The following is a 24,156-nucleotide window of genomic DNA, read 5'->3' as shown; positions in this document are numbered from 1 at the left end:
CATGCCGCATTCATCCGCAGAACCGTTTCCCCTGATTGCTGCCATCGATCTTGGCTCCAATAGCTTTCACATTGTTCGGGCGCGGACTGACCATGGCGAAATTCGTATCCTTGAACGTATGGGCGAAAAGATTCAGCTGGCCGCTGGGCTGGACGAATCACGGATGCTCAGCGAAGAAGCCATGGAACGCGGGCTCGAATGCCTGCGCCGCTTTGCCCAGTTGATCACCGGCCTGCCGCTGGGCGCCGTGCGTATCGTAGGCACCAACGCGCTTCGCGAGGCCAGAAACCGCAGCGACTTCATCATGCGTGCCCAGCAGGTACTGGGGCATTCCGTGGAAGTCATCTCCGGCCGTGAAGAAGCCCGCCTGATCTACCTGGGCGTTTCCCATACCATGCCAGATATGGAAGGCCGTCGCCTAGTGACTGATATCGGTGGCGGCAGCACCGAGTTCATTATCGGCCAGCGCTTTGAAACCCATCAGCGCGAAAGCCTGCAGATGGGCTGCGTCAGTTATACCAAGCGGTTCTTCGCGGACGGCAAGATTACGCCGTCCCGCTATGCCCAGGCCTACACGGCCGCCCGGCTGGAGTTGATGAACATCGACCAGAGCCTGCGCGAAAAAGGCTGGCAGGAAGCCGTAGGCGCCTCCGGCACCATCCGCGCCGTGGCCCTGGCCATCCAGGCCGCCGGACGCGGCAAGGGTGAGGTCAATGCCGAAGGCATCGAGTGGCTCAAGCGCAAGATCTTCAAGCAGGGCGACATCGAAAAGCTCGATATCGAAGGGGTCAAGCCCGACCGCCGCACCATTCTGCCGGGTGGTCTCGCCATTCTGGAGGCGATCTTCAAGGCGCTGGAGCTGCAGGAGATGAACCTGTCCGAAGGCGCACTGCGTGAAGGTGTGCTCTATGACATGATCGGTCGCCAGCACCATGAGGATGTACGGGAGCGTACGCTGTCGGCCCTAGCAGAGCGCTACCACGTGGACAAGCGTCAGGCCGAACGGGTCGAGCGCCGTGCTCTGAAGGCCTTCGAGCAGGTTACCGAAGCCTGGAACCTGAGCAATCCTTGCTATCGGGAACTGCTGACCTGGGCAGCGCGCGTGCATGAGATCGGACTGGACATTGCCCACTACCACTATCACAAGCACGGCGCCTATCTGATCGAGCATTCCGATCTACCTGGGTTTTCCCGACGCGACCAGCAGATGCTAGCCCTTCTGGTGCGCGGCCATCGCCGGAATATCCCGCGGGACCGCTTCACCGAGCTGGGGGACGAAGAAGGCGAAAGCCTGATCCGCCTGTGCATCCTGCTGCGCTTTGCCATTCTGTTCCATCATATCCGCAGCAACCAGGAGCGCCCCATCGTGACGCTCAAGGCAGGCCCGCGCAGCCTCGCGGTATGCTTCCCGGTCGGCTGGCTGGAGCAGAATCCGCTGACCCAGGCTGATTTCGAACAGGAAGCGCAGTGGCTCACGCGGATCGGCTATACCCTTACCGTGTGTTGATACCCGGACTGCTCAGGCGCTCCATGAGAGTCGCCTGCACAGTCCGCGGGTTCTGGTTGCCCGTTGGCGAAATGCGCTGGTAACTCCCGTCCTCCTGCAGCACCCAGCTCTGGGTGTTGTCAGTGAGGTAGGCTTCCAGATCCTTCTTGACCCGTGAAATGAGCTTTTTGCCTTCCACCGGGAAGCAGGTCTCCACACGCATGTCGAGGTTTCGCTCCATCCAGTCCGCACTGGACAGGTACATACGCTCGTCTCCCCCATTGAGGAAGTAATAGATCCGGCTGTGCTCCAGGAAGCGGCCGATGATCGAACGCACCTGGATGTTATGCGACACGCCCGGTACGCCCGGACGCAGACAGCACATTCCGCGAACGACCAGATCGATTTTCACACCCGCCTGACTTGCCTTGTATAGCGCTCGGATGACCTTGGGATCGGTCAGACCGTTGACCTTGGCCATGATGTGCGCAGGGCGACCCTCGGCGGCTGCGGCGGCCTCACGATTGATCATTTCCAGCAGGTTCTTCTTGAGCGTAAACGGCGCATGCAGGAGCTTTTTCATGCGCAGGGTCTTGCCCATACCGATCAACTGGTTGAACAGCTTGTGAACGTCTTCGGTCAGGGCTATGTCGGCCGTCAGCAGGCTGTAGTCGGTGTACAGCTTCGCGTTGCCGGCATGGTAGTTACCAGTGCCCAGGTGCGCATAACGCCGCAACTCACCATTTTCACGGCGCAGAATGAGCATCATCTTGGCGTGAGTCTTGAAGCCGACCACCCCATAGATCACCACGGCCCCTGCCTGCTGGAGACGGCTCGCCAGTTGCAGGTTGGATTCCTCGTCGAAACGCGCCCGCAATTCGATGACAGCCGTCACTTCCTTGCCGCTACGCGCCGCTTCTACCAGCGCATCGACGATTTCCGAATTGGCACCGCTGCGGTACAGGGTCTGTTTGATGGCCAGAACGCTGGGATCCTTGGCAGCCTGGCGCAGCAGGTCAACCACAGGCGTAAAGGACTCGAACGGGTGCATCAGCAGCACATCGATCTTGCCCAGTACGTTGAAGAGGTTTTCCTTCTTCTGAAGCAGCTTGGGAATGCTGGGCGTCAGCGGGGCGTTCTGCAGCTCAGGGTGGCTGTCGAGTCCCGTCACACTGAACAAGCGCGTCAGGTTGACCGGGCCGTTGACCTTGTACAGCTCGCTTTCAGCCAGATTGAACTGCTTGAGCAGATAGTCCGTAAGGTTCTTCGGGCAGCTTTCGACCACCTCCAGGCGTACCGCATCCCCGTAGCGGCGGGAGAACAGCTCGCCTCGCAGTGCGCGGGCCAGGTCGTCTACATCTTCGGCGTCCACCGACAGGTCGGCGTTACGGGTCAGACGGAACTGGAAGCAGCCCTTCACCTTCATGCCGGGGAACAGGTCGTCGGCATGAGCATGGATCATCGAAGAGAGGAAAACGTAATTGTCGCCCGGGCCGCCAATCTCTTCGGGCACGCTGATGATACGCGGCAGCGAACGCGGCGCCGGAATAATGGCCAGACCCGAGTCGCGACCAAAGGCGTCCATCCCTTCCAGCTCAACGATGAAGTTGAGACTCTTGTTAACCAGGAGCGGGAACGGGTGTGTCGGATCCAGCCCGATGGGCGTGATGATCGGGGCGATCTCGTCGCGGAAGAACTTACGCACCCAGCCCTTGATCTTCAGGTCCCAGTTGCGGCGGCGAATGAAGCGGATCTGATGTTTGGACAGCTCCGGCAACAGCACATCGTTGAGAATGGTGTACTGGCGCGCCACCTGCTCATGCACGATGTCGCTGATGCGGGCCAGGGCCTGATGCGGCAGCAAGCCGTCGGCACCGGCCTGCTCGCGGGCAAAGGCGACCTGCTTTTTCAGACCCGCGACACGAATCTCGAAAAACTCGTCCAGGTTGCTGGAAAAGATCAGCAGGAACTTGAGCCGCTCAAGCAGCGGATAGGACTCATCGAGGGCCTGTTCGAGCACCCGGATGTTGAATTGCAGCTGAGACAGTTCCCGGTGAATATACAGGCTACTGTCGTCAACACTTAAGGCCGGCACGGCCGGTGCTTCTGGCACCGCGACCGCAGGCGTGGTTTCAACGGTGGGCGTAGCGTCGGTCAATGCGGCCTCCTCGGTGCGCGCAGTAGTATCAATGAGTCCTTGGCTGTTCATGGCAGCTCCTTGGGAGCGTTAACGCTCCTGACGTAATTGTTGGGCAGCGCGTTTGGCAAAGTAAGTCAGAATGCCATCAGCGCCGGCACGTTTGAAAGCGAGCAGAGATTCCAGAATCACCGCCTCGGATAGCCAGCCGTTCTGGATTGCGGCCATGTGCATGGCGTATTCACCGCTGACCTGATACACAAAGGTCGGCACGCGGAACTCGTCCTTCACCCGGCGCACAATGTCCAGGTAAGGCATGCCCGGCTTAACCATGACGGAATCGGCCCCCTCGGCCAGATCGCCCGCCACCTCCTGCAAGGCTTCGTCACTGTTGGCCGGATCCATCTGGTAGGTCGCCTTGTTGCCTTTGCCCAGGTTGGCGGCCGAGCCGACCGCATCCCGGAAAGGCCCATAATAGGCACTCGCATACTTGGCCGAGTAGGCCATGATCTGCACGTTGTGATAACCCGCGTCTTCCAGGGCCGCGCGAATGGCCCCTACCCGGCCATCCATCATGTCCGACGGCGCAACGACTTGGGCACCGGCGGCCGCATGGGACAGCGCCTGCCTGACCAGCACCTCGACGGATATGTCGTTCAGCACATAGCCCTTCTCATCGAGAATGCCATCCTGTCCGTGGGTGGTAAACGGATCGAGCGCAACGTCGGTAATCACGCCCAGCTCCGGAAAGTGTTCACGGAGCGCACGCGTGGCACGCTGGGCGATACCGTCAGGGTTGTAAGCCTCGGCACCATCGAGAGATTTCTTCTCAGGCGGTGTGACGGGGAACAGAGCGACAGCAGGAATGCCTAATGCTACAAGCTCAGCCGCTTCTTCCAGTAGAAGATCGATGGACAGACGCTCGACGCCCGGCATGGAGGGCACGCTCTCACGGCGATTTTCGCCGTCGAGCACAAACACCGGCAGGATCAGATCGTCTACGGTCAGCGTATGTTCACGCATCAAACGGCGGGAAAAATCGTCCCGGCGCTGGCGGCGCATCCGCGTAAGTGGAAAGGAACGGCTTACTGAAGTGAAACTCACGGTGTACTCCCGGACTCAAGCAGAGTCATTGTGATGAGTTATAAGTCACTATCATGACCGAATGGTAACAACTGATGACAATAAGGCATGTCTATCAACCCTGTTTAAGGCAGACGACCTCTAGCTTCGGCTTGGCACATCGCTATGCAAATCCCCTGCTTTTAAAAAGGGTTAGACGAAGCGATAGCTTCCTTCCGGCGGCTAACCGAGTTAGGCTGCGCCTTCATTTCGCCCTGTTGTCGTGACGATGCTGCAACAATTCCTCCATGATTTCGGTTATTTCGCCCTCTTCCTCGGCACGTTCTTCGAGGGTGAAACCATTCTGGTTCTGGCAGGTTTTCTAGCCTTCCGCGAATACATGAACATCCAGACGGTCATCATGGTGGCCTTCATGGGAAGTTATGCAGGCGACCAGCTCTGGTATTTCCTGGGTCGCCGTCACGGTCGCAAGCTGCTCAAGCGAAAGCCTCGATGGGAAGCCATGGGAGACAAGGCGCTGGATCATATTCGCCGTCATCCCGATCTGTGGGTGCTCAGCTTTCGCTTCGTCTACGGCCTGAGAACGGTAATGCCGGTGGCCATTGGCATGTCGGGCTATCCTCCGGCGCGCTACCTGCTGCTCAATGGTATCGGCGCCATTGTCTGGGCCACGGTCCTGGGATTGGCGGCCTATCACTTTGGAGCAGTGCTCGAAGGGGCCTTGGGCAATCTCAAGCGCTACGAACTGATGGTGCTCGGCGCCCTGCTGGTTCTGGGCGTGGTACTCTGGCTGTGGCGCCGGATACGCGCTCCGAAAAAATAGTTTTTCTTTCTTTTTCCCGCCTCCACCTGTCGGTCACCCTCAAGCTTGGCCGACGGGCGGCCGATAAGGCCATTACCAACGTATTCAGTAGCCTTGCCGTGGCGATATCGAATATATCGATGCAGTAGGATGTCCTTTCGAGTCTGTAATCATGTTGCTTGCCACATCCCTGCCTGACGGCTTCGTACCGGTCGGCTCCGATCATCATCATTTCGTTCTGGTTCTGCTGTCCTATCTGGTGGCAACAGCGGCTGGCTATACCGCGCTTTACATGGCCAGACGCGCCTCGTCGGCCGCCTTGAGTAAGAACCGTCTGCTCTGGTGTGGTGTAGGCGGCCTGGCGCTGGGCAGCGGTATCTGGTCAATGCACTTTATTGCAATGCTGTCCTATGCCTCGCCGGTCAGTATGCAGTACGGCTACAGCATGACATTGCTGTCATTAGGCATCGCCGTTGCCGTGTCCTGCGTCGTCATGTGGCTTATCAGCCGTGAGCGGCTAGCTACCTGGGAATACCTGGCAGCTTCGGTCGCAGCGGGCTGCGGCATTGCAGCCATGCACTACACCGGAATGTCCGCAATCAATTCCGTTGGTGTCCAGGTGTACAACCCGCTCCTGTTCCTGGTCTCAATCCTAGTGGCTATCCTGGCGTCTCTGGCGGCATTGATCATGGCGTTTTACGTCCGTAACCAAGCCGGTCGCCATACCCAATTGCTCATGATCCTGGGTAGCCTGATTCTGGGCGGTGCGATCGTGTCTATGCACTTCACTGGCATGGCTGCACTAACGCTAGTGGTCCCGGAAGATACGCCAGTCATGATGATGGCCCATGATGCCCATCATGGGCTTTTGGGGACCATCATTGCATTTCTGACCTTGGTCGTGATCTGTGCAGGCCTGACAGCCACTCGTCTGGAACACCGTTTTCATGAGCAGAGCGTACGCCTGGAAGAGATGTCGACGGCGCTGAGTCAGGTTACGCTGCTCGATCCGCTTACCCAGCTGCTGAATGATTACAGCTTTACCCAAACGCTGGCGCGCATCATCAACAAGGCCACCCCCGAGGAAGGCCTTGCCCTGCTTAATCTGGATCTGGATCACTTCAAGCGAATCAATGACAGCCTGGGTTACAACGTGGGCGACGATCTGCTTACCCAGGTTGCCCAACGCATCACGGCCGTGCTTGATAGCACCGTGCACGTCGCTCGTCAGGGTAACGAGTTTCTAGTCCTGGTTCCTGAGGCACAGCCTGAGCACAGTGAACACCTTGCCATGCGGCTGTTGGAGCAGCTTCGCCCGCCCTTCAACCTGAGCGGACAGCAGATAGGCATGACGCTGAGCATCGGCATTGCCCACTATCCCAAAGATGGCCGCTCTGCCAATGAACTGCTGCGCAATGCAGGCCTCGCCTTGGGGCAGTGCAAGCGCAACGGGCGTAATCGCTTCCTGCATTTTGCTCCGGAATTGCAGACCCAGGCGGAGGAAACGCTTCACTTGGAGCAGGAACTGCGTCAGGCCATTACTGAAGGCACGCTGGAAGTACATTACCAGCCTATTGTTACCAGTGATGCGCGGACTACCGCCAGCCTGGAGGCATTGGTTCGCTGGAATCATCCGACGCTTGGTCCCATCAGGCCTGACCGCTTTGTCCATGTAGCAGAGTTGAGCGGGCAAATTGGTGAGCTGGATCATTGGGTCATGCGACGTGCCTGTCGAGACCTCAAAATCCTACGGGAGCTAGGTTATAGTGATCTACGGGTCGCTGTGAACTGCTCGCCGCTGAACCTCACCGACCGCACGCTTCCCAAGCGGGTGGAAGAAGCGCTTAGCGCCGCCGACCTGCCGCCCGAGGCGCTGACGCTCGAGCTGACTGAAAATGCTCTGATGCATAACCTCAACCTGGCGATTGAGTTGTTAGAACGAATTCGAGCGCTTGGCGTAAAGGTTTCGATCGATGACTTTGGCAGTGGCTACTCCTCCCTGGCGTACCTAAGCAAGTTCAAGGTCGATACGCTCAAGGTCGATCGCTCGTTTGTGCGTGATATTCCTAATCAGCAGACCGATATGGAGATTACTGCCGCGATTATTGCCATGGCGCACAAACTGCAGCTCAGAGTTGTGGCCGAAGGTGTGGAGACCCTGGAGCAGCTGACTTTCCTCAGGGAAAACCAGTGCGACTTCATCCAGGGTTATTTCTTCAGCAAGCCCTTATCATTGCCGCAGCTGCAAGTCTGGCTGGCAAGAGCCGACCAGGAGCAGAACGTAGAGCCAGCCTGAGCCAGCTCTACGCCGAGCGGGTCAACCGGGTAAGCAGGCGGTCGAGCGAATTGGCAAAGGCCTGCTTTTCCTTTTCTCCATAAGGCGGCTGACCGCCGCCCATCTGGCCCTGATCGCGCAGGTCCGTCATCAGGTTACGCACCGCCAGACGCTCGCCCATGTTACGGGTATCGAACTCCTTACCGCGCGGGTCGAGCGCATCCACGCCCTTTTTCACCAGCCGATCCGCCAGCGGCACGTCGCTGCAGATGACCAGATCACCCGGCTGGGCCTGTTCGACCAAGTAATCGTCTGCCGCATCCATCCCGCTTTCCACAATAATCAACCGCACGCAGGCATACGGCGGTTTGATCTGTGGCTGGCCCGCCACCATGATCACGTTGAGCTTGCGCTTCAGGGCAAACTTGAAGACCAGCTCTTTGGCAGCCCGCGGACAGGCATCCGCGTCGATCCAGATATGCATGTAAACCTCTTACGCGTTTCCGACAGAGCCGCCTGACACCTCACGACGGCGTTCGGCATAGCGGCTGCGGGCATAGAGTAGCGCAATGGCCACGATCGCGATGCCCTGGGCGGTCAAGGTATAGGCATCGGCGTGGATACCCAGCCAGTCGAAATCAAAGAACGGTACCGGACGGGTACCGATCACACCTGCTTCTTGCAGCGCTGCGACGCCATGCCCGGCGAAAATCACTGACAACAGACACAACAGGACGGCATTGGCGCTGAAGAACAGGCCCAGCGGCAGACGCATGGAACCCCGCAGGATGATCCAGGCAAGCCCTACCAGCAGGACAACCGCGGTAATCGCACCGCCCAGTACTGCGGCGTGACCTGCCGGGCCGGCCTGTAGCCACAGGGTCTCGTAGAACAGGATCACTTCGAACAGCTCGCGATAGACCGAAAAGAACGCCAGCACGGCAAAGCCGAAACGACCACCGCCACCCACGAGGCTGTTCTTGATGTAGTCCTGCCAGGCGGCGGCGTTGCGGCGATCATGCATCCAGACGCCGACCCAGAGCAGCACCACACTGGCGAACAGGCCGGTAATGCCTTCCATCAATTCCCGCTGGGCACCACTGATATTGAGCGCATACGCTGCCACCGCCCAGGTAGCGACACCAGCCAGCATGGCCAGGCCCCAGCCGATGTTTACGCTACGGATGGCGGACTGCTGGCCGGTCTTGCGCAGGAAGGCCAGCACAGCGGCCAATACCAGAATGGCTTCCAGACCTTCACGGACAAGGATCAGTAGGCTGGCGAAAAAGCTCAGCGAGGTAGACATGCCACCACCGCTCAACAGGTCGCTGGCCGCTGCCAGTTTCGTCTTGGCTATGTCCAGGCGAGCCTGGGCTTCCTCCACGGCAAGGCCATCCTGTAAGGACTGCCGATAAGCCATGAGCGCCTTTTCGGTGTCCTTGCGCAGGGTCGCGTCCAGGTTATCCAAGGCGCTTTCCACCAGTTCGAATCCCTCCAGATAGGCTGCCACAGACAGGTCGTAAGCCTGGTCATGTTCGCCTTCGCGATAGACCGCCAGACTTTTATCCAGGGTTGCCCGGGTGTAGTCGATCAGCTGGGCAGGGCCGCGTTGCTGCACAGGCGGCTTGGCACGCTGGGCACGGAACGCGGCAGCAGCCTCATCCCCTTGTGCGGCGGCTACTTCGGCAGGTGTGCGGCCCGCCAGCTGCACCAGATCGAACGAGGCCGCACCCGCTTTCGCCGGGTCGGCACTAAAGCTTGCAATGTAGGACGCCACATCCCAGCGCTGACGCTCATCGAGTTGATTGGCAAAGGAAGGCATGTCCGTGCCGTCGATGCCCCGCGTGACGGTGTTGTAGATATCGTAGAGGCTCAGATGATCCATTCGCGCCGGATCGCGCAGATCGCCGGGAGGGGGCTCCAGACCGATGCCGGCCGGGCCGTCGCCCGCCCCGGTATTACCATGACAGACCCCGCACTGCTGGGCGTAAAGCGGTGCGCCACGGGTTGGATCCGGAGTAATGGCCGGCGCCTGCGTCACGTGGTACAGCTGAGCCAGTCGAGCGGCTAACGCCCTCGCCTCCTGTCCGACCGCATCGCCGTCGGCCTTTTGCGTGATGGCCTCGCGCAGGTGGGTGACGCCCTGCTCCAACTCGGTCCGTTCAGGACGCGCCGGCAGCCCTTCGATCAGGGTTTGCAAGGTATGCAGGAGATCCAGCTGATCGCGGTATTCCGCTTCCTTGATAACGGCGCCCTTACTCACCGTGGCGGGATAATCCGCGCCAAGGTAGCTCAAGATATGCAAGGCGTGGGCGGCCTCATCCTCGGGCTCGGCCTGCACAGCCGGACTGAGTGAAGCAAGCAGGGGCAAAAACAGTACAGCAAACAGCCGGTACAGCTTAAACATGAACGGATTCCAAACAAGAATGGATGGCATTAGCCATAGTGTTCTACTTGTAATGCTTTGTTACAAGCCTGCCGAGTCGCTGTTTTCAGGTTTTCGTCGGGAGACGGGATTGGCGCAAGGGCGCGCAACGAGATATCAACAGGCGGGGGCGCTCAGCCAAACCGCTCTAGCAAGCGGATCGGCTGGCATGAAAGGATTAGCGGTGTAGCAGACTCAGCTGACAGCTTGCCGAACCGTGGCCAGCAGCCCGGCAGCGCCCATGAATAATCCAGAGAAGACGCGGTTGGTGAGCCGCTGCTGACGTGGCGTGCGCAATACGCGCAACACCCTGGCGGCAAGACCGGTATACCCGGCCATAACGATCAGGTCGACCGTGACCATGGTAGCGCCAATGATCAGGTACTGAGCCAGCAACGGCTGACTGGGATTGATGAACTGAGGCAATACCGCCAGCATGAACACAACAGCCTTGGGATTGCTGGCATTCACCAGGAAACCACGAAAGACTAGCGAAGAGGCGCTGGCGGTAGCGCCGGGTTTGGGTGCATTAGAAAAGTCCATGGGCGCGGCTTTCCACTGCCGGATGGCGAGGTAGACCAGGTACAGCACGCCGAACCATTTGATCACCGCGAACGCCAGTTGCGAGGTTGCGAGCAGAGCCCCTACCCCGGCGGCCACGATCGCAATCTGCAGAGCAAGCCCCAACTGCAGGCCAATAGCGTTCCAGTAACCATGCCAGAAACCATGACGCAACCCCGCCGACATGGAAGCAATGGCGCCTGCGCCAGGGGAAAGACTGATCACCCAGCAGGCCAGCAGAAAGGCCAGCCATGTATGCAGCGCCATTGGTAACTCCTTTATCAGCGATCCAGGAAGGTGAAGGGTACGTCTGTACCACGCCAGCGGCGAACAGCCTTCTGGAAAAACAGCGAATTGGGAATCTGCAACAGCGCAGCTTCCTCGCTGTTGACGCCTTCGGTCATGTCTTCCAGCGTGGTATACAGCATGTTGATCGCCACGACACGTCCTTTCACGCCAGGCTTGTCCGCCGCATCGATGATCTCGACCCGATCGCCCAGCCGAAACGGCCCCACCGTAAAGATGAGCAGCGCACAGAACAGGTTGGACAGGACGCTCCAGATAGCAAAGAACGCAACTGCAGCCACCGCGATAAAGCCGGAAAGTGCCGCCCAGAGCACCGAGCCGGACACACCGAAGCGCTCTAGAACCATGAGCAGTGCACTGCCCATGATCAGCCAGCGCAGCAAGCCCCGCATGACCAGTACGAATTGCGGCGGCAAGTGATAACGCTCGCCGATGCGGGTAATGGCCCGTGCGATGAAGCGTTGCAGGATATACCCGGCAAGCAGGATAGCCAGGACCTGCACGCCCAGAATGACGCCGCGCTCCCAACCTGCCGGAATAAGAGAATGAAGTTCTTCGATCACGAGGCGTTCTCCAGTTCCAGCTGCAGGCTTTCCAGCCGCTCGAGGGCTTCCAGCCAGCCTTCTTCCAGTTCGCTCTCGCGTGATTTCAGTTGTGCCTGTTCCGCCAAGGCCACTCGAAGCTCCTCTTTACGTGATGCTTCATACAGACCACTGTCGCCCAGACGTGTTTCGAGTGCGGCCAGCTTTTCCTGGACCTTGCCCAGCTCCTTTTCGAGCTTGTCTGCCTCGCGCTTGAGCGGGGCGAGCTGCTGGCGCAGCGCAGCCGCCGCCTGGCGCTGGGCACGCTTGTCGACCTTGTCGGCATTGGCATCCGGGGCGGACACAGGTTGCTGGCGGGCGCGAAACTCCACCAGCCACCGCGCATAATCGTCCAGGTCGCCGTCAAAAGCCTGTACGCGGCCATCGGCGACCAAGAGAAACTCATCCGTCGTGCTCTTGAGCAGATGACGGTCGTGGGAGACCACCAGCACCGCGCCGGAAAACTCCTGCAGGGCCATGGTCAGCGCCAGGCGCATATCAAGGTCCAGGTGGTTGGTCGGTTCGTCGAGCAACAGAAGGTTGGGCTTTTGCCAGGCGATCAATGCCAGGGCCAGACGCGCCTTTTCACCGCCGGAAAAATTCAGGACAGCCTCATCGCAGCGATTGCCACGGAAGTCGAATCCTCCGAGGAAATCCCGTAGCGTCTGCTCACGCTCACCCGGAGCGATACGCTGCAGGTGCAACAGCGGGCTGGCCTTGGGGTCAAGCGAGTCCAGCTGATGCTGGGCAAAGTAGCCGATGGCCAGATTCTCACCGCAGGTCAGGCGGCCGCCCAGCGGTTGCAGTTCGCCAGCCAGGGTCTTGATCAGAGTGGACTTACCCGCCCCGTTCGGCCCCAGCAGGCCGATACGGGCACCGGGCGCCAGCTGCAGCTTGACCGGGTGCAGAATGGTCTTGTCGCCATAGCCGAGACGGCCTTCGCTCAGGTCCAGCAGCGGATTGGACAGCTTGTCGGACTCACGAAAACTGAAATCGAACGGCGAGTCCACATGGGCAGGCGCCAGTTCTTCCAGCCGCTCCAGGGCCTTGATCCGGCTCTGGGCCTGGCGTGCCTTGGTGGCCTGTGCCTTGAAGCGCGCAATAAATTTTTCCATGTGCGCGCGCTGCGCCTGCTGCTTTTCGTACGCTTGCTGCTGTTGGGCCAGCCGCTCGACGCGGGTACGCTCGAAAGCAGAGTAACCGCCGCGGTAGAGCGTCAGCTTTTGCTGTTCGAGGTGAACGATCTGATCGACCACGGCATCGAGGAAGTCGCGGTCGTGGGAGATCAGCAGCAACGTACCGGGATAGCCCTTGAGCCAGTCTTCCAGCCAGAGGATGGCGTCGAGATCAAGGTGGTTGGTGGGCTCATCGAGCAGCAGCAGGTCGGAAGGACACATCAGTGCCTGTGCAAGGTTCAGACGCATCCGCCAGCCGCCTGAGAAGTCGCCTACACGGCGCTCCATCTGCTCCGGCATGAAACCAAGCCCAGCCAGCAATTTGCGGGCTCGGGCGTCCGCAGTATACCCATCGGCCGCTTCCAGCTCGGCATGCAGGCGCGCCAGAGCATTGCCGTCGTGCGCGGCTTCTGCCGCTACCAGCCCGGTCTGAATATCACGCAGGTGAATGTCCCCGTCTAGGACATAGTCGACCGCCAGCCGATCGAGGGTATCGACTTCCTGGCGCATGTGGGCAATTCGCCAGGCCGCCGGTAGCTGGCAATCACCGGCATCCGGCACGAGCTGCCCCCGCAGCAGGGCGAAGAGACTGGACTTGCCCGCTCCGTTGGCACCCACAAGACCGGCCTTCTGGCCTGGGTGCAGCGTCAGTTCGGCACCTTCCAGCAAACGCTGTGGGCCACGTTGTAAGGTAAGGTTATGTATTCGAATCATGGCGGCGAGTGTAGAGCCTATTGACCTGGTGAGGCGAGCCGGACAGCACCGGTGCCTTTGGAAACTGGCGAGTAAAGGCGGTTTCGCGCCCGCTGGCAAGCACTCTTCGCTGACCGTCATGCCCATCGTCAACAGGACCGCCTTGCCTACAGGACTCTTATCATGGAAAAAATGCTCTGGCCCTATGCACTTGCGCTGTATGCCAGACCCGATGTCACCCAGGCCTGCCTGACGTTACAGAGCGCCGGCGCGGATGTCTGCCTGCTGCTGACCGGTGCCTGGCTGGGCAACCGAGGCGTGACACCAATGATTGAGCGCCAGCGGCTATTGGAGATCATGGCGGCCCCCTGGCGGTCGACTGTTGTGGAGCCCCTGCGCGTGCTACGCACTTACTGGAAGCCAGCCGCGCAAACCGATACTGCACTCGCCGCGCTGCGTGAACGCTTGAAACAATTGGAGCTGGACGCCGAGCACGAACTGCTTACACGTCTGGAGCAGGCCAGTGTAGGCTGGCCCCTTACTTCCCAGCCTGACCCGGCTGGCTGGCTGACCGCACTGGCTGGCCCGGCGGGTACGGCTGAACCTGGCGCCCTGGATACGCTTATCCAGGCCGCTCTTCATGCATGAGGATGTTGTAGATGTTACGCCTTTCGCTGTTAAGCCTGTGTCTGCTCCTTCCTCTGGCGGCGCACGCCGAGGACAAGGTCAAGGACGAGCTGGCCTATAGCCTGGGGACCGAAATCGGCAACCGCTTGAAAAGCGAGCTGCCGGATTTGCAAATCGACGACCTGATCAAGGGCCTGAACCAGTCCTACAAGGGCGAGCCGCTGGCAATGGATCAGAAAAAGATCGATGAGCTGGTGGCCCAACATGAGGAAGCGATCGACCAGCAGGAGGAATCCAGCAATGTGGAAGCCGCCAAGCAGGCGGAAACCCGCTTTCTGGTCAATGAGAAGACCCGTTATGGTGTGAAGGAATTGCCAGGCGGCGTGCTGGTAACCGTTATCCGCCAGGGCACCGGGCCGCAGCCCAAAGCCGATGGCCAGGTGCAGGTCCGCTATATCGGTAAACTGCCTGATGGCAGCACTTTCGATGAACAGCAAACTCCTCAATGGTTCAAGCTGTCCAGCGTCATTCCCGGCTGGCGCACAGCCCTTACCCAGATGCCGGTTGGCTCGCAATGGCGCATCGTGGTGCCCTCGTCACAGGCCTATGGCGATGAAGGTGCCGGAGATCTGATCCCGCCTTATTCGCCGCTGGTCTTCGAGGTCACGCTGGAGGCCACCCGCTAGGATCGAAAAGTGTTCAATAATTTGAACATATCAGCCTTGTAACAAAGGCTTTGTTAAATATTGCTAACACCCTTGGGCTGGTTTAGGGTGGCTGACAGCTTTGCGGATGCGCCAGGCTTCACGGCCACCGCCTCTTCTACCCTGTTTGAGAGGAAACCAGCATGAGCACGCCAACCCGCGCCGAATGGGAGCAGCGCTTCCAGAGCCTGACCATTGAAGGCCGCGCCTTCATCCAGGGCGAATACTGTGATGCCGCCTCCGGTGAGACCTTTGACTGCATCAGCCCCGTCGACGGCCGCTTTCTGGCCAAGGTAGCAAGCTGTGATGTTGCCGACGCCGACCGGGCAGTTGCCAGCGCCCGTGCCACATTCGAATCCGGCGTCTGGTCGCGCATGGCGCCCGTCAAGCGCAAAGCGATTATCATCCGTTTCGCCGATCTGCTCGAGCAGCACGCTGCAGAGCTTGGCCTTCTGGAAACGCTGGATATGGGCAAGCCCATCAGCGACTCCTATCACATCGACATTCCACTCTCCGCCCGCGCCCTGCGCTGGAATGGCGAAGCCATCGACAAGATCTACGATGAAGTCGCAGCCACTGCCCACGACGAGCTGGGCCTCGTCACGCGTGAGCCAGTGGGTGTCGTTGCCGCTATCGTGCCATGGAATTTCCCGCTGATGATGGCCTGCTGGAAGCTCGGCCCGGCCCTGGCGACCGGTAACTCGGTCGTGCTCAAGCCTTCCGAGAAGTCCCCGCTGACCGCTATCCGCATTGCTCAGCTGGCCATCGAGGCTGGCATTCCGGCAGGCGTACTCAACGTGCTGCCAGGCTATGGTCATACCGTAGGCAAGGCGCTGGGCCTGCACATGGACGTAGACACCCTTGTATTCACCGGGTCGACCCGCACCGCCAAGCAACTGATGATCTACGCGGGCGAATCCAACATGAAGCGCGTTTGGCTGGAAGCGGGCGGCAAGAGCCCGAACATCGTGTTTGCCGATGCACCAGACCTGGAGGAAGCCGCCAAGGCAGCAGCCAGTGGCATCGCCTTCAACCAGGGCGAAGTCTGTACAGCCGGATCACGCCTGCTGGTCGAGCGCTCGATCAAGGATCAGTTCTTGCCGTTGGTGATCGAGGCGTTGAAAACCTGGAAACCGGGCCACCCGCTGGACCCGGAAACCAATGTCGGCGCCCTGGTGGATACGCAGCAGCTCAATACCGTGCTCGGCTACATCGAAGCCGGTCACGCTGACGGTGCTCAGCTGGTAGCTGGGGGCAAGCGCACCCTGGAGGAAACCGGTGGTGTGTATGTGGAGCCGACCATTTTTGATGGCGTTTCCAATGCCATGAAGATTGCTCAGGAAGAAATCTTCGGACCGGTATTGTCTGTCATTACCTTTGACACGGCTGAGGAAGCGATCAAGATCGCCAACGACACCCAGTACGGATTGGCCGCGGCGGTCTGGACGCGTGACATCTCCAAGGCGCATCTGACAGCCAAGGCGCTACGGGCTGGCAGCGTATGGGTCAACCAATATGATGGTGGTGACATGACAGCCCCCTTCGGTGGCTTCAAGCAGTCGGGCAATGGGCGGGACAAATCGTTGCATGCCTTCGACAAGTACACCGAGATTAAAGCGACCTGGATCAAGCTATAAGCCGATCGACCTTTTCTGCGCTGCGCTTATCATTGCCCTGCCGCAATTGAGCGTAGCGCAGTACTCTTACCAGCCCAGCCCCAGCGCTCCTATAAGGGTAGTTTTGCGTCATCGTTGCTGCTGGCGCGTACCTGTTCAGGGTGGAAACCTATGGCGAAGCGAATTAATAAGGCCTGATTTGCTTTGCCGATCACGCTTCTGACTAACGGTGTGAGCAAATCCCTCTCTAGCCTGTCTCTAGCGACAGCGCGTACTATGCGCGCCGGTCAATCCCTTAACGAGCAGGACATGCGTATGAGAGAGTACACTTTGGGTCAGCCTGCCATGCAAGGGGTGGGCTATCAGCAAGCCGATCGTTCTGTCAGCCAGTCGATCCAGGCCGCTATCAATGTACAGCGCAACCGCGTGACCAGTCAGGTCCAGCGGATCAACGATCAGTTGTGGGAAGTTTGGCCCGATGGCCGTCGTAAACTGCTGAATCGCTGAAGCAATGGATGTAAGAAAGCCGTGCCGGTTTGACCGCGCACGGCTTTTTTGTACCTGCCTTTCTGAACGCCACAACCGGAAGGCTTATCCTCGGTAATAGCGCTGCGGTACGAAAGGCATCCTGGCGACCTTAACGGCAACCGGTTTGTTGCGCACCATGGCAAACAGCTCGGTGTCCAGCGCTGCATAGGCGTTGTCGACATAACCCATCGCAACCGGCGCACCCAGGGTTGGGCCAAAGCCGCCACTGGTCACCCTTCCGATCACCGCACCGTTTGCGTCCACCAGTTCCGCACCCTCACGGACCGGCACCCGCTCCTGTACCAGCAGACCGACACGCTTACGCGCCACACCATTCTGTTGCTGGGCAAAGATGGTCTCGGCGCCAGGAAAACCACCGGCCCTCGCACCGTCTGCGCGACGCGGCTTGGATAGCGCCCAGACCAGACTGGCTTCAACCGGCGTTGTCTGCGTATCCATATCATGGCCGTACAGGCACAGGCCTGCCTCCAGACGCAGGGAGTCACGCGCGCCCAGGCCAATGGCTTGTACTTCCGGCTCGGCCAGCAGGGCTCGGGCCAGTGCTTCGGCGCCTTCTACCGGCACGGAAATCTCGAAGCCGTCTTCGCCGGTATACCCACTGCGGCTGACGATGCAGTCGTAATCCAGCAGCGTGACGCGGGCAATGTTCATGAACGTCATGCCGGACACCTGCGGCGCCAGTCGCGCCAGCACGGCCACGGCTGCCGGTCCTTGCAAGGCCAGGAGTGCCCGCTCTTCGAACAGAGGTTCGACATGGCAGCGCGAGCCGATGTGCTCTTTGAGATGCGCCAGATCCTGGTGCTTGCACGCGGCATTCACGACCAGATACAGGCAATCGCCCAGGTTCGCGACCATGAGGTCGTCGAGAATGCCGCCCTGCTCGTTGGTGAACAAGGCGTACCGCTGCATGCCTACCGGCAGGCCTACGATATCGACCGGAACGAGCCCTTCCAGCGCAGCGGCGGTACTGTCGCCCGTCAGCAGGATCTGGCCCATGTGGGAAACGTCGAACAATCCAGCCTGGGCGCGGGTGTGCTGATGCTCCTTGAGCACGCCAAGGGGGTATTGCACCGGCATGTCATAACCGGCGAACGGCACCATGCGTGCGCCCAGTTCAAGGTGCAGGGTATGGAGTGGGGTTTTGAGCAGTGATTCGGTCATGGGGACTCCTTCATGAGTCGTGCAGTCGCGTTCAAGGCGAGCAAAAGGGCCGGTCAGGCATGACTAACGGCACACCGCGCCAAGCATGGACGTGCCTTACAGTAAAGCCGTAACGGTGAAACCGCGTTGAGGCCATGCGCCCGGCCAGTTGACGGGCATCACGGCGCTCCATCTCCTCCTGCGGAATAGGCAGGAGGAGATGTGCAAGGTGATACGCATCCGCTGTGGATCACGCGTCCTGATACGCCTCGATCGGCGGGCAGGAGCAGATCAGGTTGCGGTCACCGTATACGTTGTCGATCCGTGCCACGGGCGGGAAGTACTTGCCGTTTACCAACGATGGCAACGGGTACACCGCCTGCTCGCGGCTGTAAGGATGCGTCCATTCGCCGGTCAGCTCGCGTGCGGTATGCGGCGCGTTCTTGAGCGGATTGTCATTGGCATCCAGCGTACCGGCCTCGATGGCGCGAATCTCTTCGCGAATGGCGATCATAGCGTCGCAGAAGCGATCCAGCTCGGCCTTGGACTCGCTCTCGGTCGGCTCGATCATCAGCGTACCGGCTACCGGGAAGGACATGGTAGGCGCATGGAAGCCAAAGTCGATCAGGCGCTTGGCCACATCGTCCACGGTCACGCCACTGGTATCCTTGAGCGGACGCAGATCGAGAATGCACTCGTGTGCCACCAGACCGCCCTCGCCCGAGTACAGCACCGGGTAATGGGTTTCCAGACGACGGGCGATATAATTGGCATTTAGGATCGCAATCTGCGAGGCACGGGTAAGCCCCTCGCCGCCCATCATCTTCATGTACATCCAGGAGATGGGCAGGATACTCGCGCTGCCGTAGGGCGCCGCCGATACTGCACCTTCCTTGCGCTCGAGCCCGGCATGACCCGGCATGAACGGCGCTAGATGGGACTTCACACCAATCGGGCCGACACCCGGACCGCCACCACCGTGCGGGATGCAAAAGGTCTTGTGCAGGTTCAGGTGAGACACATCGCCGCCAAACTTGCCCGGCGCGCACAGGCCCACCATGGCGTTCATGTTGGCGCCATCGATGTAGACCTGACCACCATGCTCGTGAACGATGCTGCAGATCTCACGGATCGCCTCTTCGAACACGCCGTGAGTGGAAGGATAGGTAATCATCAGCGCGGCCAGATTGGCAGCGTGCTGCTGGGCCTTGGCACGCAGATCACCCACATCCACATTGCCGCGGCTGTCACAGGCCACTACGACCACGCGCATACCGGCCATCGAGGCGGTTGCCGGGTTGGTGCCGTGGGCAGACGACGGAATCAGGCAGATGTCGCGCTGGGTATCGCCGCGGCTTTCATGATAAGCGCGAATGGCCAACAGGCCCGCGTATTCACCCTGGGAGCCGGCGTTGGGCTGCAGGGAGATGGCGTCGTAGCCCGTAGCGGCGCATAGCATCTGCTCCAGCTCGGCGGTCATCTGGGCATAGCCCTCGGTCTGGTCGGCTGGTGCGAAGGGATGCAGATTGCCAAATTCGGCCCAGGTGATCGGGATCATCTCGCTGGCCGCGTTGAGCTTCATGGTGCAGGAACCCAGCGGGATCATGGTGCGATCCAGCGCCAGATCCTTATCCGCCAGGGTGCGCAGGTAGCGCATCAGCTGGGTTTCGGAGCGGTATTGAGAGAAAACAGGGTGCGTCAGGAAGGCGGACTGACGACGCAGCGTTGCCGGCAAATGCTCCTCGGCCTGTGCCAGGAGGCTATCCAGGGAGGGTACCGGCTGGCCATCGCTGAAAAGCTCCAGCAGAGCCATAACGTCTTCGACCGTGGTGGTCTCGTCCAGCGAAATCCCCAGGTCGGTATCACGAATTACGCGCAGGTTGAAGCCTTTGGCGCGAGCCGCTTCGTGAATCGCATTGGTTTTGTCGCCAAATACCAGCGTCAGCGTATCGAAAAAGGTTTCCTGGGTGCGATGGCCTAGTGCATGCAGACCGGTCGCCAGCAGGGCAGTCAGGCGATGAATGCGCGTAGCGATGTGCTTGAGACCTTCCGGACCGTGGTAGACGGCATACATGCTGGCAATGTTGGCCAGCAGGACCTGAGCTGTGCAGATGTTGCTCGTCGCCTTCTCACGACGGATGTGCTGCTCACGGGTCTGAAGCGCCAGCCGATAGGCCGGGTTGCCATGACGGTCAATGGATACGCCCACCACACGGCCGGGCATGTCACGCTTGTATTTGTCCTGAGTGGCAAAATACGCAGCGTGCGGGCCGCCAAAGCCGAGCGGTACGCCAAAGCGCTGGGCCGTGCCGATAGCGACATCCGCGCCAAACTCGCCGGGTGGGGTCAACAATGTCAGGGCCATCAGGTCAGCCGCGACGGCGACCAGGGCACCCGCCTGATGGAAGGCCTCGATGACTTCACGGTAATCGCGGATTTCGCCCGTGGTCATCGGGTACTGGAACAGGGCGCCAAAGAAACGTCCGTGATCATCGATGTCCGTTTCCACACCCACTACGATTTCAATACCCAGCGGCTCGGCGCGGGTGCGGATCACATCGATGGTCTGCGGGTGGCAATGCAGGGAAACGAAGAAGGCCTCGGCCTTGCTTTTGGACAGACGACGGCAGAATGTCATGGCCTCGGCGGCAGCCGTGGCCTCGTCCAATAGGGACGCATTAGCTACAGGAAGCCCGGTCAGATCACCGATCAGCGTCTGGAAGTTCAGCAGTGCCTCCAGACGACCCTGGGAGATTTCCGGCTGGTAAGGCGTATAGGCCGTGTACCAGGCGGGATTTTCCAGCAGGTTGCGCAGGATGGGCGCCGGAGTATGGCAGTTGTAATAGCCCTGTCCGATAAAGGATTTGAACAGCTTGTTCTTGCGGGCGATGCCACGCAATTCGGCCAGGGCGTCGGCTTCGGACAGCCCCTGAGGCAAATCCAATACGCTGGTGCCCTTGATGCTATCCGGGATGACCTTGGCTGTCATGGCATCCAGCGAATCGTAGCCCAGCAGGTCGAGCATGGACACGATGTCCAGCTCGCGCGGGCCGATGTGGCGCGAAATGAATTCGTCAGCGGTGCTGAATGAGTCGCGAAAATCGGTCATGGTCACCTCCTCAAGCCTTGATCAATTGAGCGTAGCCGTCTTCGGTGAGCAGCGTGCCGAGTGCTTCTGGATCGGCAGGACGCATGCGGAAGAACCAGCCGGCGTCGAGAGGATCCTGATTGACTTTCTCAGGGGCATCGCCAAGCGCTTCGTTGATTTCCAGGATCTCGCCATCGATCGGCATGGCAATGTTGCTGGCAGCCTTGACCGACTCCAGTACCGCCACCTCTTCGCCCTTGGTGTAGGTGCGCAGCTCCGGCAATTGCACGAAGACCAAGTCGCCCAGCGCATCCTGAGCATAGTCTGTAATGCCTACGGTTACAGTGCCATCGGCTTCCAGACGCAGCCATTCGTGTTCTTCGGTAAAGCGCATAACCATTGCAGACTCCTGAATAGGGTAACCCAGCTGGGCACTAGCTGACCTCCTTCATAGCAAGGCAGATGCCAAGGTCTTACCGATGGCGCAATGCCAGAGCACACGCGGCCTACAGGAAAATGAGGTAATAAAAGGTGCTGTAACGAAAGTGCTACACCCTATGGAAAGAAGTCTGCCAGAGCCCTTGCGAACCCAGAATGGACAAGGCTTTTTTAGCGATCGTATCGAATTCATTACAGCGCAATGAATTCGATACAAGCTTACTCCAGAATGAAGTGGGGCAGGAAGCGCGAGCTGTCTTGGGTAATCAATGTTGCATCCTCACGGATACCCACCCCACAGGCCGTGTCACCTACCACCCAACTGCCAATAACAGGGTAGTTACCGGAAAAACAAGGCAACGGGTGACATTGCTGTACGATGCAGGGCCCCGCGTACGGGCCCGGCACGTCCAGACGCGTGCCGTCCAGACTGTGCAATTCGATATTGGCACCCTCCCGTGAGAACAGCGGCTTGCGCACCCAGCCTGGCGCGACCGGACTACCGGCCTCTTTATCGAAAAAGGCTGGAAGCAGATTGGGATGCCCTTCATGTCGCTCCCACAGCAAGGCCAGAATACCTTTGTTGCTGAGCAGCGCCTTCCACGGCGGCTCATAGAACTGCGTAAAGGAGCTGGGAATAGAATATCCAAACGCCTCGTCCAGCATGAACTCCCAGGGGTAGAGCTTGAACAGTGACGGGATGAATTCATCGTTCAGGTCCACAAACCCCTGTGACCTGTCCAGCCCGATATCCTCCACAGCGATATAACGCGTCTGAATACCCGCCTGGGTGGCACAGTCCCGCAGATATTCGACCGTGCCGCGGTCCTCCAGCGACTCTCTGACCGAGGCCAGATACAGGGGCTGATGCGGTCGCAAGGCGCGAATCGTCTGGATCAGCTGCTCCTGAATGCTGTTGTACTGATCCGCCCCGGCGGGAAGCCTGCCCGCCTGCTGCATCTGCTCCAGCCATAGCCACTGGAAAAAGGCTGCCTCGTACAAAGAGGTCGGCGTGTCGTAATTCAGCTCAAACAGCTTGGCCGGTCCCTGACCGCTATAGGCCAGATCCATACGGCCATACAGATGGCGGTCCCGACGCCGCCAGCTGGCAGCCGCACACGCCCAGAAGTACTCCGGTACAGCCAGACGCGAGAGCAGTGCCTCGCTGCCAACGATCTCGTCGACCAGTGCCATGCACATCTGATGCAACTCGGCCGTAGGGGCTTCCAGATCGTTTTCGATCTGCTTCAGGCTGAACTGGTACGCGGCCCGCTCATCCCAGTAGGGTTCGCCATCAAAGGTGTGGAACAGAAAGCCAAGCTGCTCCGCCTGTTCGCGCCAATCCGAGCGCTCGGTCATATCGATCCGCTTCATGATCCGCTCGACCGTGACGAGTAGGAGGCTGCCCGTGCACCAAAGCCGCCCCGGCTGACGACCCTAGACTCGCTGGAGGCATAGGCGCTCTTGTTCAGATAAGCGATACCCGGCCGTGAACCGACCACCTCGTTATTGGCAGTGCGGTAATGCGCCAGGTCGTCCCGTGACTGGTACAGCGGCTGGCTGGGAAAGGTACGCGTGTACTCGCGCTGGCGTTGTCCTCCTCTGACGCTACTGGAATAACCATAAGAGGCACCGCCCGAGGACGACGATTCGCTCTCCCGCGGCGGGCGCTGGCCCAGCAGAAAGCCGGTCATGAGCGGAACGTAGAACGAAGACCGGGGCTCCAGCAGCTCGCAGCCATTGGTACCAAAGTCGATCTCGCATTCACCCAGGGAGGCGTAACGCGGCGCACTGCGGTGATGGACCGCGCGGGAAGATTCATACTCCGAGGAGCAGAGACTGGGCGTGAAGGTGCCGTCGCGGATGCACTCGGCAACGGATCGGTACAGATAACCCGGCTTGGGTTGATCACACCCGGCCAGCATGAGGGGTGTGACTCCAACCAGTACCAGCTGGATAGCTCGGCTGCGTTTCATGCCCTGCCCTCACCCGCTGATGGCAGCGGCATTGAGCACGCCAATCGATACAGACATCGTCGCCACGAGAATACCGCTGGCCATTTCGTTATTGCTGAGCCGTTGGGGCAGTCCCGGCACGAGAAGGCGCAGCACGACAAATGTAACCAGCTGAGCGACTGCCGCGATCAGGGCCCAGAGCAGATAGTCCAGCGCACTGACTGATACCCGCATCGCGCTGGCCAACGGCAGAACGAACCCCAACAGCGTGCCACCGAACGCCAGGGCCGCCGCTGGCACGTTGTTGCGAATCAGCTGCCACTCACGGTGTGGAGTAAGCCAGCTGAAAGTGAAGGCAAACGCGCCCAGAAGCGCGAGCGAGAGAATGAAATAAATGGCGAACGCCGGCAGACCACTGAGGTAGTCAAGCACGCTGGCAAGCATGGGACACTCCTTGTCACGAATGAGCCGGCAGGCTAAGGCACCTGCCGGGGGCGCGCATTTTCGCAACTTCG

Annotated in this window: 20 protein-coding genes; 7 read left to right on the top strand and 13 right to left on the bottom strand. The window is 59.8% G+C overall.

What is annotated here, in order from left to right; genetic code table 11:
* The first annotated feature begins 1 nt into the window (after nucleotide 1).
* The gene (gene ppx, locus AC4LF3_RS01695) at nucleotides 2–1,507 is read left to right on the top strand and encodes an exopolyphosphatase (RefSeq protein ID WP_239382232.1); all 1,506 of its coding nucleotides are present in this window, start codon (nucleotides 2–4) and stop codon (nucleotides 1,505–1,507) included.
* Here ppx and ppk1 read toward each other — a convergent pair.
* Nucleotides 1,494–3,695, bottom strand: coding sequence for a polyphosphate kinase 1 (ppk1, locus tag AC4LF3_RS01690; protein ID WP_010796691.1), 2,202 nt, complete (start codon nucleotides 3,693–3,695; stop codon nucleotides 1,494–1,496). The genes ppx and ppk1 overlap by 14 nt on opposite strands.
* An 18-nt stretch (nucleotides 3,696–3,713) precedes the next feature.
* Nucleotides 3,714–4,727 carry a porphobilinogen synthase gene (gene hemB / locus AC4LF3_RS01685; protein WP_312271618.1) on the bottom strand — a complete coding sequence of 338 codons (1,014 nt, stop codon included), beginning with the start codon at nucleotides 4,725–4,727 and terminating at the stop codon, nucleotides 3,714–3,716.
* A gap of 247 nt (nucleotides 4,728–4,974) precedes the next feature.
* Between hemB and AC4LF3_RS01680 the strand changes: the two genes are divergently transcribed.
* Together AC4LF3_RS01680 and AC4LF3_RS01675 are read left to right on the top strand one after the other, a co-directional pair.
* Entirely contained in the window at nucleotides 4,975–5,529 is a 555-nt protein-coding gene (locus AC4LF3_RS01680) for a DedA family protein (RefSeq protein ID WP_010796689.1), read from the top strand.
* A 151-nt stretch (nucleotides 5,530–5,680) separates the two neighbouring features.
* Nucleotides 5,681–7,804: a putative bifunctional diguanylate cyclase/phosphodiesterase gene (locus AC4LF3_RS01675; RefSeq protein WP_491834677.1), complete on the top strand. Its 2,124-nt coding sequence runs from the start codon at nucleotides 5,681–5,683 to the stop codon at nucleotides 7,802–7,804.
* A 7-nt stretch (nucleotides 7,805–7,811) separates the two neighbouring features.
* Here AC4LF3_RS01675 and AC4LF3_RS01670 read toward each other — a convergent pair whose 3' ends face one another.
* The 5 genes from AC4LF3_RS01670 to AC4LF3_RS01650 all read right to left on the bottom strand — a co-directional run bounded on the left by AC4LF3_RS01670 (nucleotide 7,812) and on the right by AC4LF3_RS01650 (nucleotide 13,545).
* A complete protein-coding gene (locus AC4LF3_RS01670; RefSeq protein ID WP_010796687.1) occupies nucleotides 7,812–8,267 on the bottom strand; it encodes a YaiI/YqxD family protein in 456 nt (151 codons plus the stop codon).
* Nucleotides 8,268–8,276: 9 nt separating this feature from the next.
* On the bottom strand, nucleotides 8,277–10,190 hold the full coding sequence (locus AC4LF3_RS01665) for an FTR1 family protein (RefSeq protein WP_491834676.1): 1,914 nt from the start codon (nucleotides 10,188–10,190) through the stop codon (nucleotides 8,277–8,279).
* 213 nt (nucleotides 10,191–10,403) lie between these two features.
* Complete coding sequence (rhtB, locus tag AC4LF3_RS01660; protein WP_010796685.1) at nucleotides 10,404–11,036, bottom strand: homoserine/homoserine lactone efflux protein; 633 nt, start codon at nucleotides 11,034–11,036, stop codon at nucleotides 10,404–10,406.
* Between the two features lie 14 nt (nucleotides 11,037–11,050).
* Nucleotides 11,051–11,635, bottom strand: coding sequence for a mechanosensitive ion channel family protein (locus AC4LF3_RS01655; protein WP_233432108.1), 585 nt, complete (start codon nucleotides 11,633–11,635; stop codon nucleotides 11,051–11,053).
* Nucleotides 11,635–13,545 (bottom strand): ATP-binding cassette domain-containing protein, encoded by a 1,911-nt coding sequence (locus AC4LF3_RS01650; RefSeq protein WP_197873021.1) that lies wholly within the window; start codon nucleotides 13,543–13,545, stop codon nucleotides 11,635–11,637. The genes AC4LF3_RS01655 and AC4LF3_RS01650 overlap by 1 nt, the downstream gene beginning before the upstream one ends.
* A gap of 162 nt (nucleotides 13,546–13,707) precedes the next feature.
* Between AC4LF3_RS01650 and AC4LF3_RS01645 the strand changes: the two genes are divergently transcribed.
* The 4 genes from AC4LF3_RS01645 to AC4LF3_RS01630 all read left to right on the top strand — a co-directional run bounded on the left by AC4LF3_RS01645 (nucleotide 13,708) and on the right by AC4LF3_RS01630 (nucleotide 16,978).
* Nucleotides 13,708–14,172 carry a TIGR02444 family protein gene (locus AC4LF3_RS01645; RefSeq protein WP_434140335.1) on the top strand — a complete coding sequence of 155 codons (465 nt, stop codon included), beginning with the start codon at nucleotides 13,708–13,710 and terminating at the stop codon, nucleotides 14,170–14,172.
* An 11-nt stretch (nucleotides 14,173–14,183) separates the two neighbouring features.
* On the top strand, nucleotides 14,184–14,837 hold the full coding sequence (locus AC4LF3_RS01640) for an FKBP-type peptidyl-prolyl cis-trans isomerase (protein ID WP_197873019.1): 654 nt from the start codon (nucleotides 14,184–14,186) through the stop codon (nucleotides 14,835–14,837).
* A 161-nt stretch (nucleotides 14,838–14,998) separates the two neighbouring features.
* Nucleotides 14,999–16,492, top strand: a complete 1,494-nt coding sequence (locus tag AC4LF3_RS01635; RefSeq protein ID WP_313550067.1) for an aldehyde dehydrogenase — start codon at nucleotides 14,999–15,001, stop codon at nucleotides 16,490–16,492.
* A gap of 294 nt (nucleotides 16,493–16,786) precedes the next feature.
* Complete coding sequence (locus AC4LF3_RS01630) at nucleotides 16,787–16,978, top strand: hypothetical protein (protein ID WP_074821529.1); 192 nt, start codon at nucleotides 16,787–16,789, stop codon at nucleotides 16,976–16,978.
* Nucleotides 16,979–17,062: 84 nt separating this feature from the next.
* Here AC4LF3_RS01630 and gcvT read toward each other — a convergent pair whose 3' ends face one another.
* The 6 genes from gcvT to AC4LF3_RS01600 all read right to left on the bottom strand — a co-directional run bounded on the left by gcvT (nucleotide 17,063) and on the right by AC4LF3_RS01600 (nucleotide 24,085).
* The gene (gcvT, locus tag AC4LF3_RS01625) at nucleotides 17,063–18,181 is read right to left on the bottom strand and encodes a glycine cleavage system aminomethyltransferase GcvT (RefSeq protein WP_491834675.1); all 1,119 of its coding nucleotides are present in this window, start codon (nucleotides 18,179–18,181) and stop codon (nucleotides 17,063–17,065) included.
* Nucleotides 18,182–18,410: 229 nt separating this feature from the next.
* Complete coding sequence (gene gcvP, locus AC4LF3_RS01620; protein ID WP_434135436.1) at nucleotides 18,411–21,269, bottom strand: aminomethyl-transferring glycine dehydrogenase; 2,859 nt, start codon at nucleotides 21,267–21,269, stop codon at nucleotides 18,411–18,413.
* A gap of 10 nt (nucleotides 21,270–21,279) precedes the next feature.
* On the bottom strand, nucleotides 21,280–21,648 hold the full coding sequence (gene gcvH / locus AC4LF3_RS01615; RefSeq protein WP_491834674.1) for a glycine cleavage system protein GcvH: 369 nt from the start codon (nucleotides 21,646–21,648) through the stop codon (nucleotides 21,280–21,282).
* 257 nt (nucleotides 21,649–21,905) lie between these two features.
* On the bottom strand, nucleotides 21,906–23,060 hold the full coding sequence (locus AC4LF3_RS01610) for a glutathionylspermidine synthase family protein (protein WP_491834673.1): 1,155 nt from the start codon (nucleotides 23,058–23,060) through the stop codon (nucleotides 21,906–21,908).
* Nucleotides 23,057–23,662: a DUF1190 domain-containing protein gene (locus AC4LF3_RS01605; RefSeq protein ID WP_491834672.1), complete on the bottom strand. Its 606-nt coding sequence runs from the start codon at nucleotides 23,660–23,662 to the stop codon at nucleotides 23,057–23,059. Before AC4LF3_RS01605 ends, AC4LF3_RS01610 begins: the two co-directional genes overlap by 4 nt.
* 9 nt (nucleotides 23,663–23,671) lie before the next feature.
* Nucleotides 23,672–24,085, bottom strand: a complete 414-nt coding sequence (locus AC4LF3_RS01600; RefSeq protein ID WP_010796673.1) for a DUF350 domain-containing protein — start codon at nucleotides 24,083–24,085, stop codon at nucleotides 23,672–23,674.
* Nucleotides 24,086–24,156: the final 71 nt, after the last annotated feature.

This window comes from Pseudomonas sp. C2.3V, assembly GCF_058536325.1.
The sequence above is the reverse complement of the archived record's forward strand: the minus strand, read 5'-3'. Positions and strand labels throughout refer to the sequence as shown.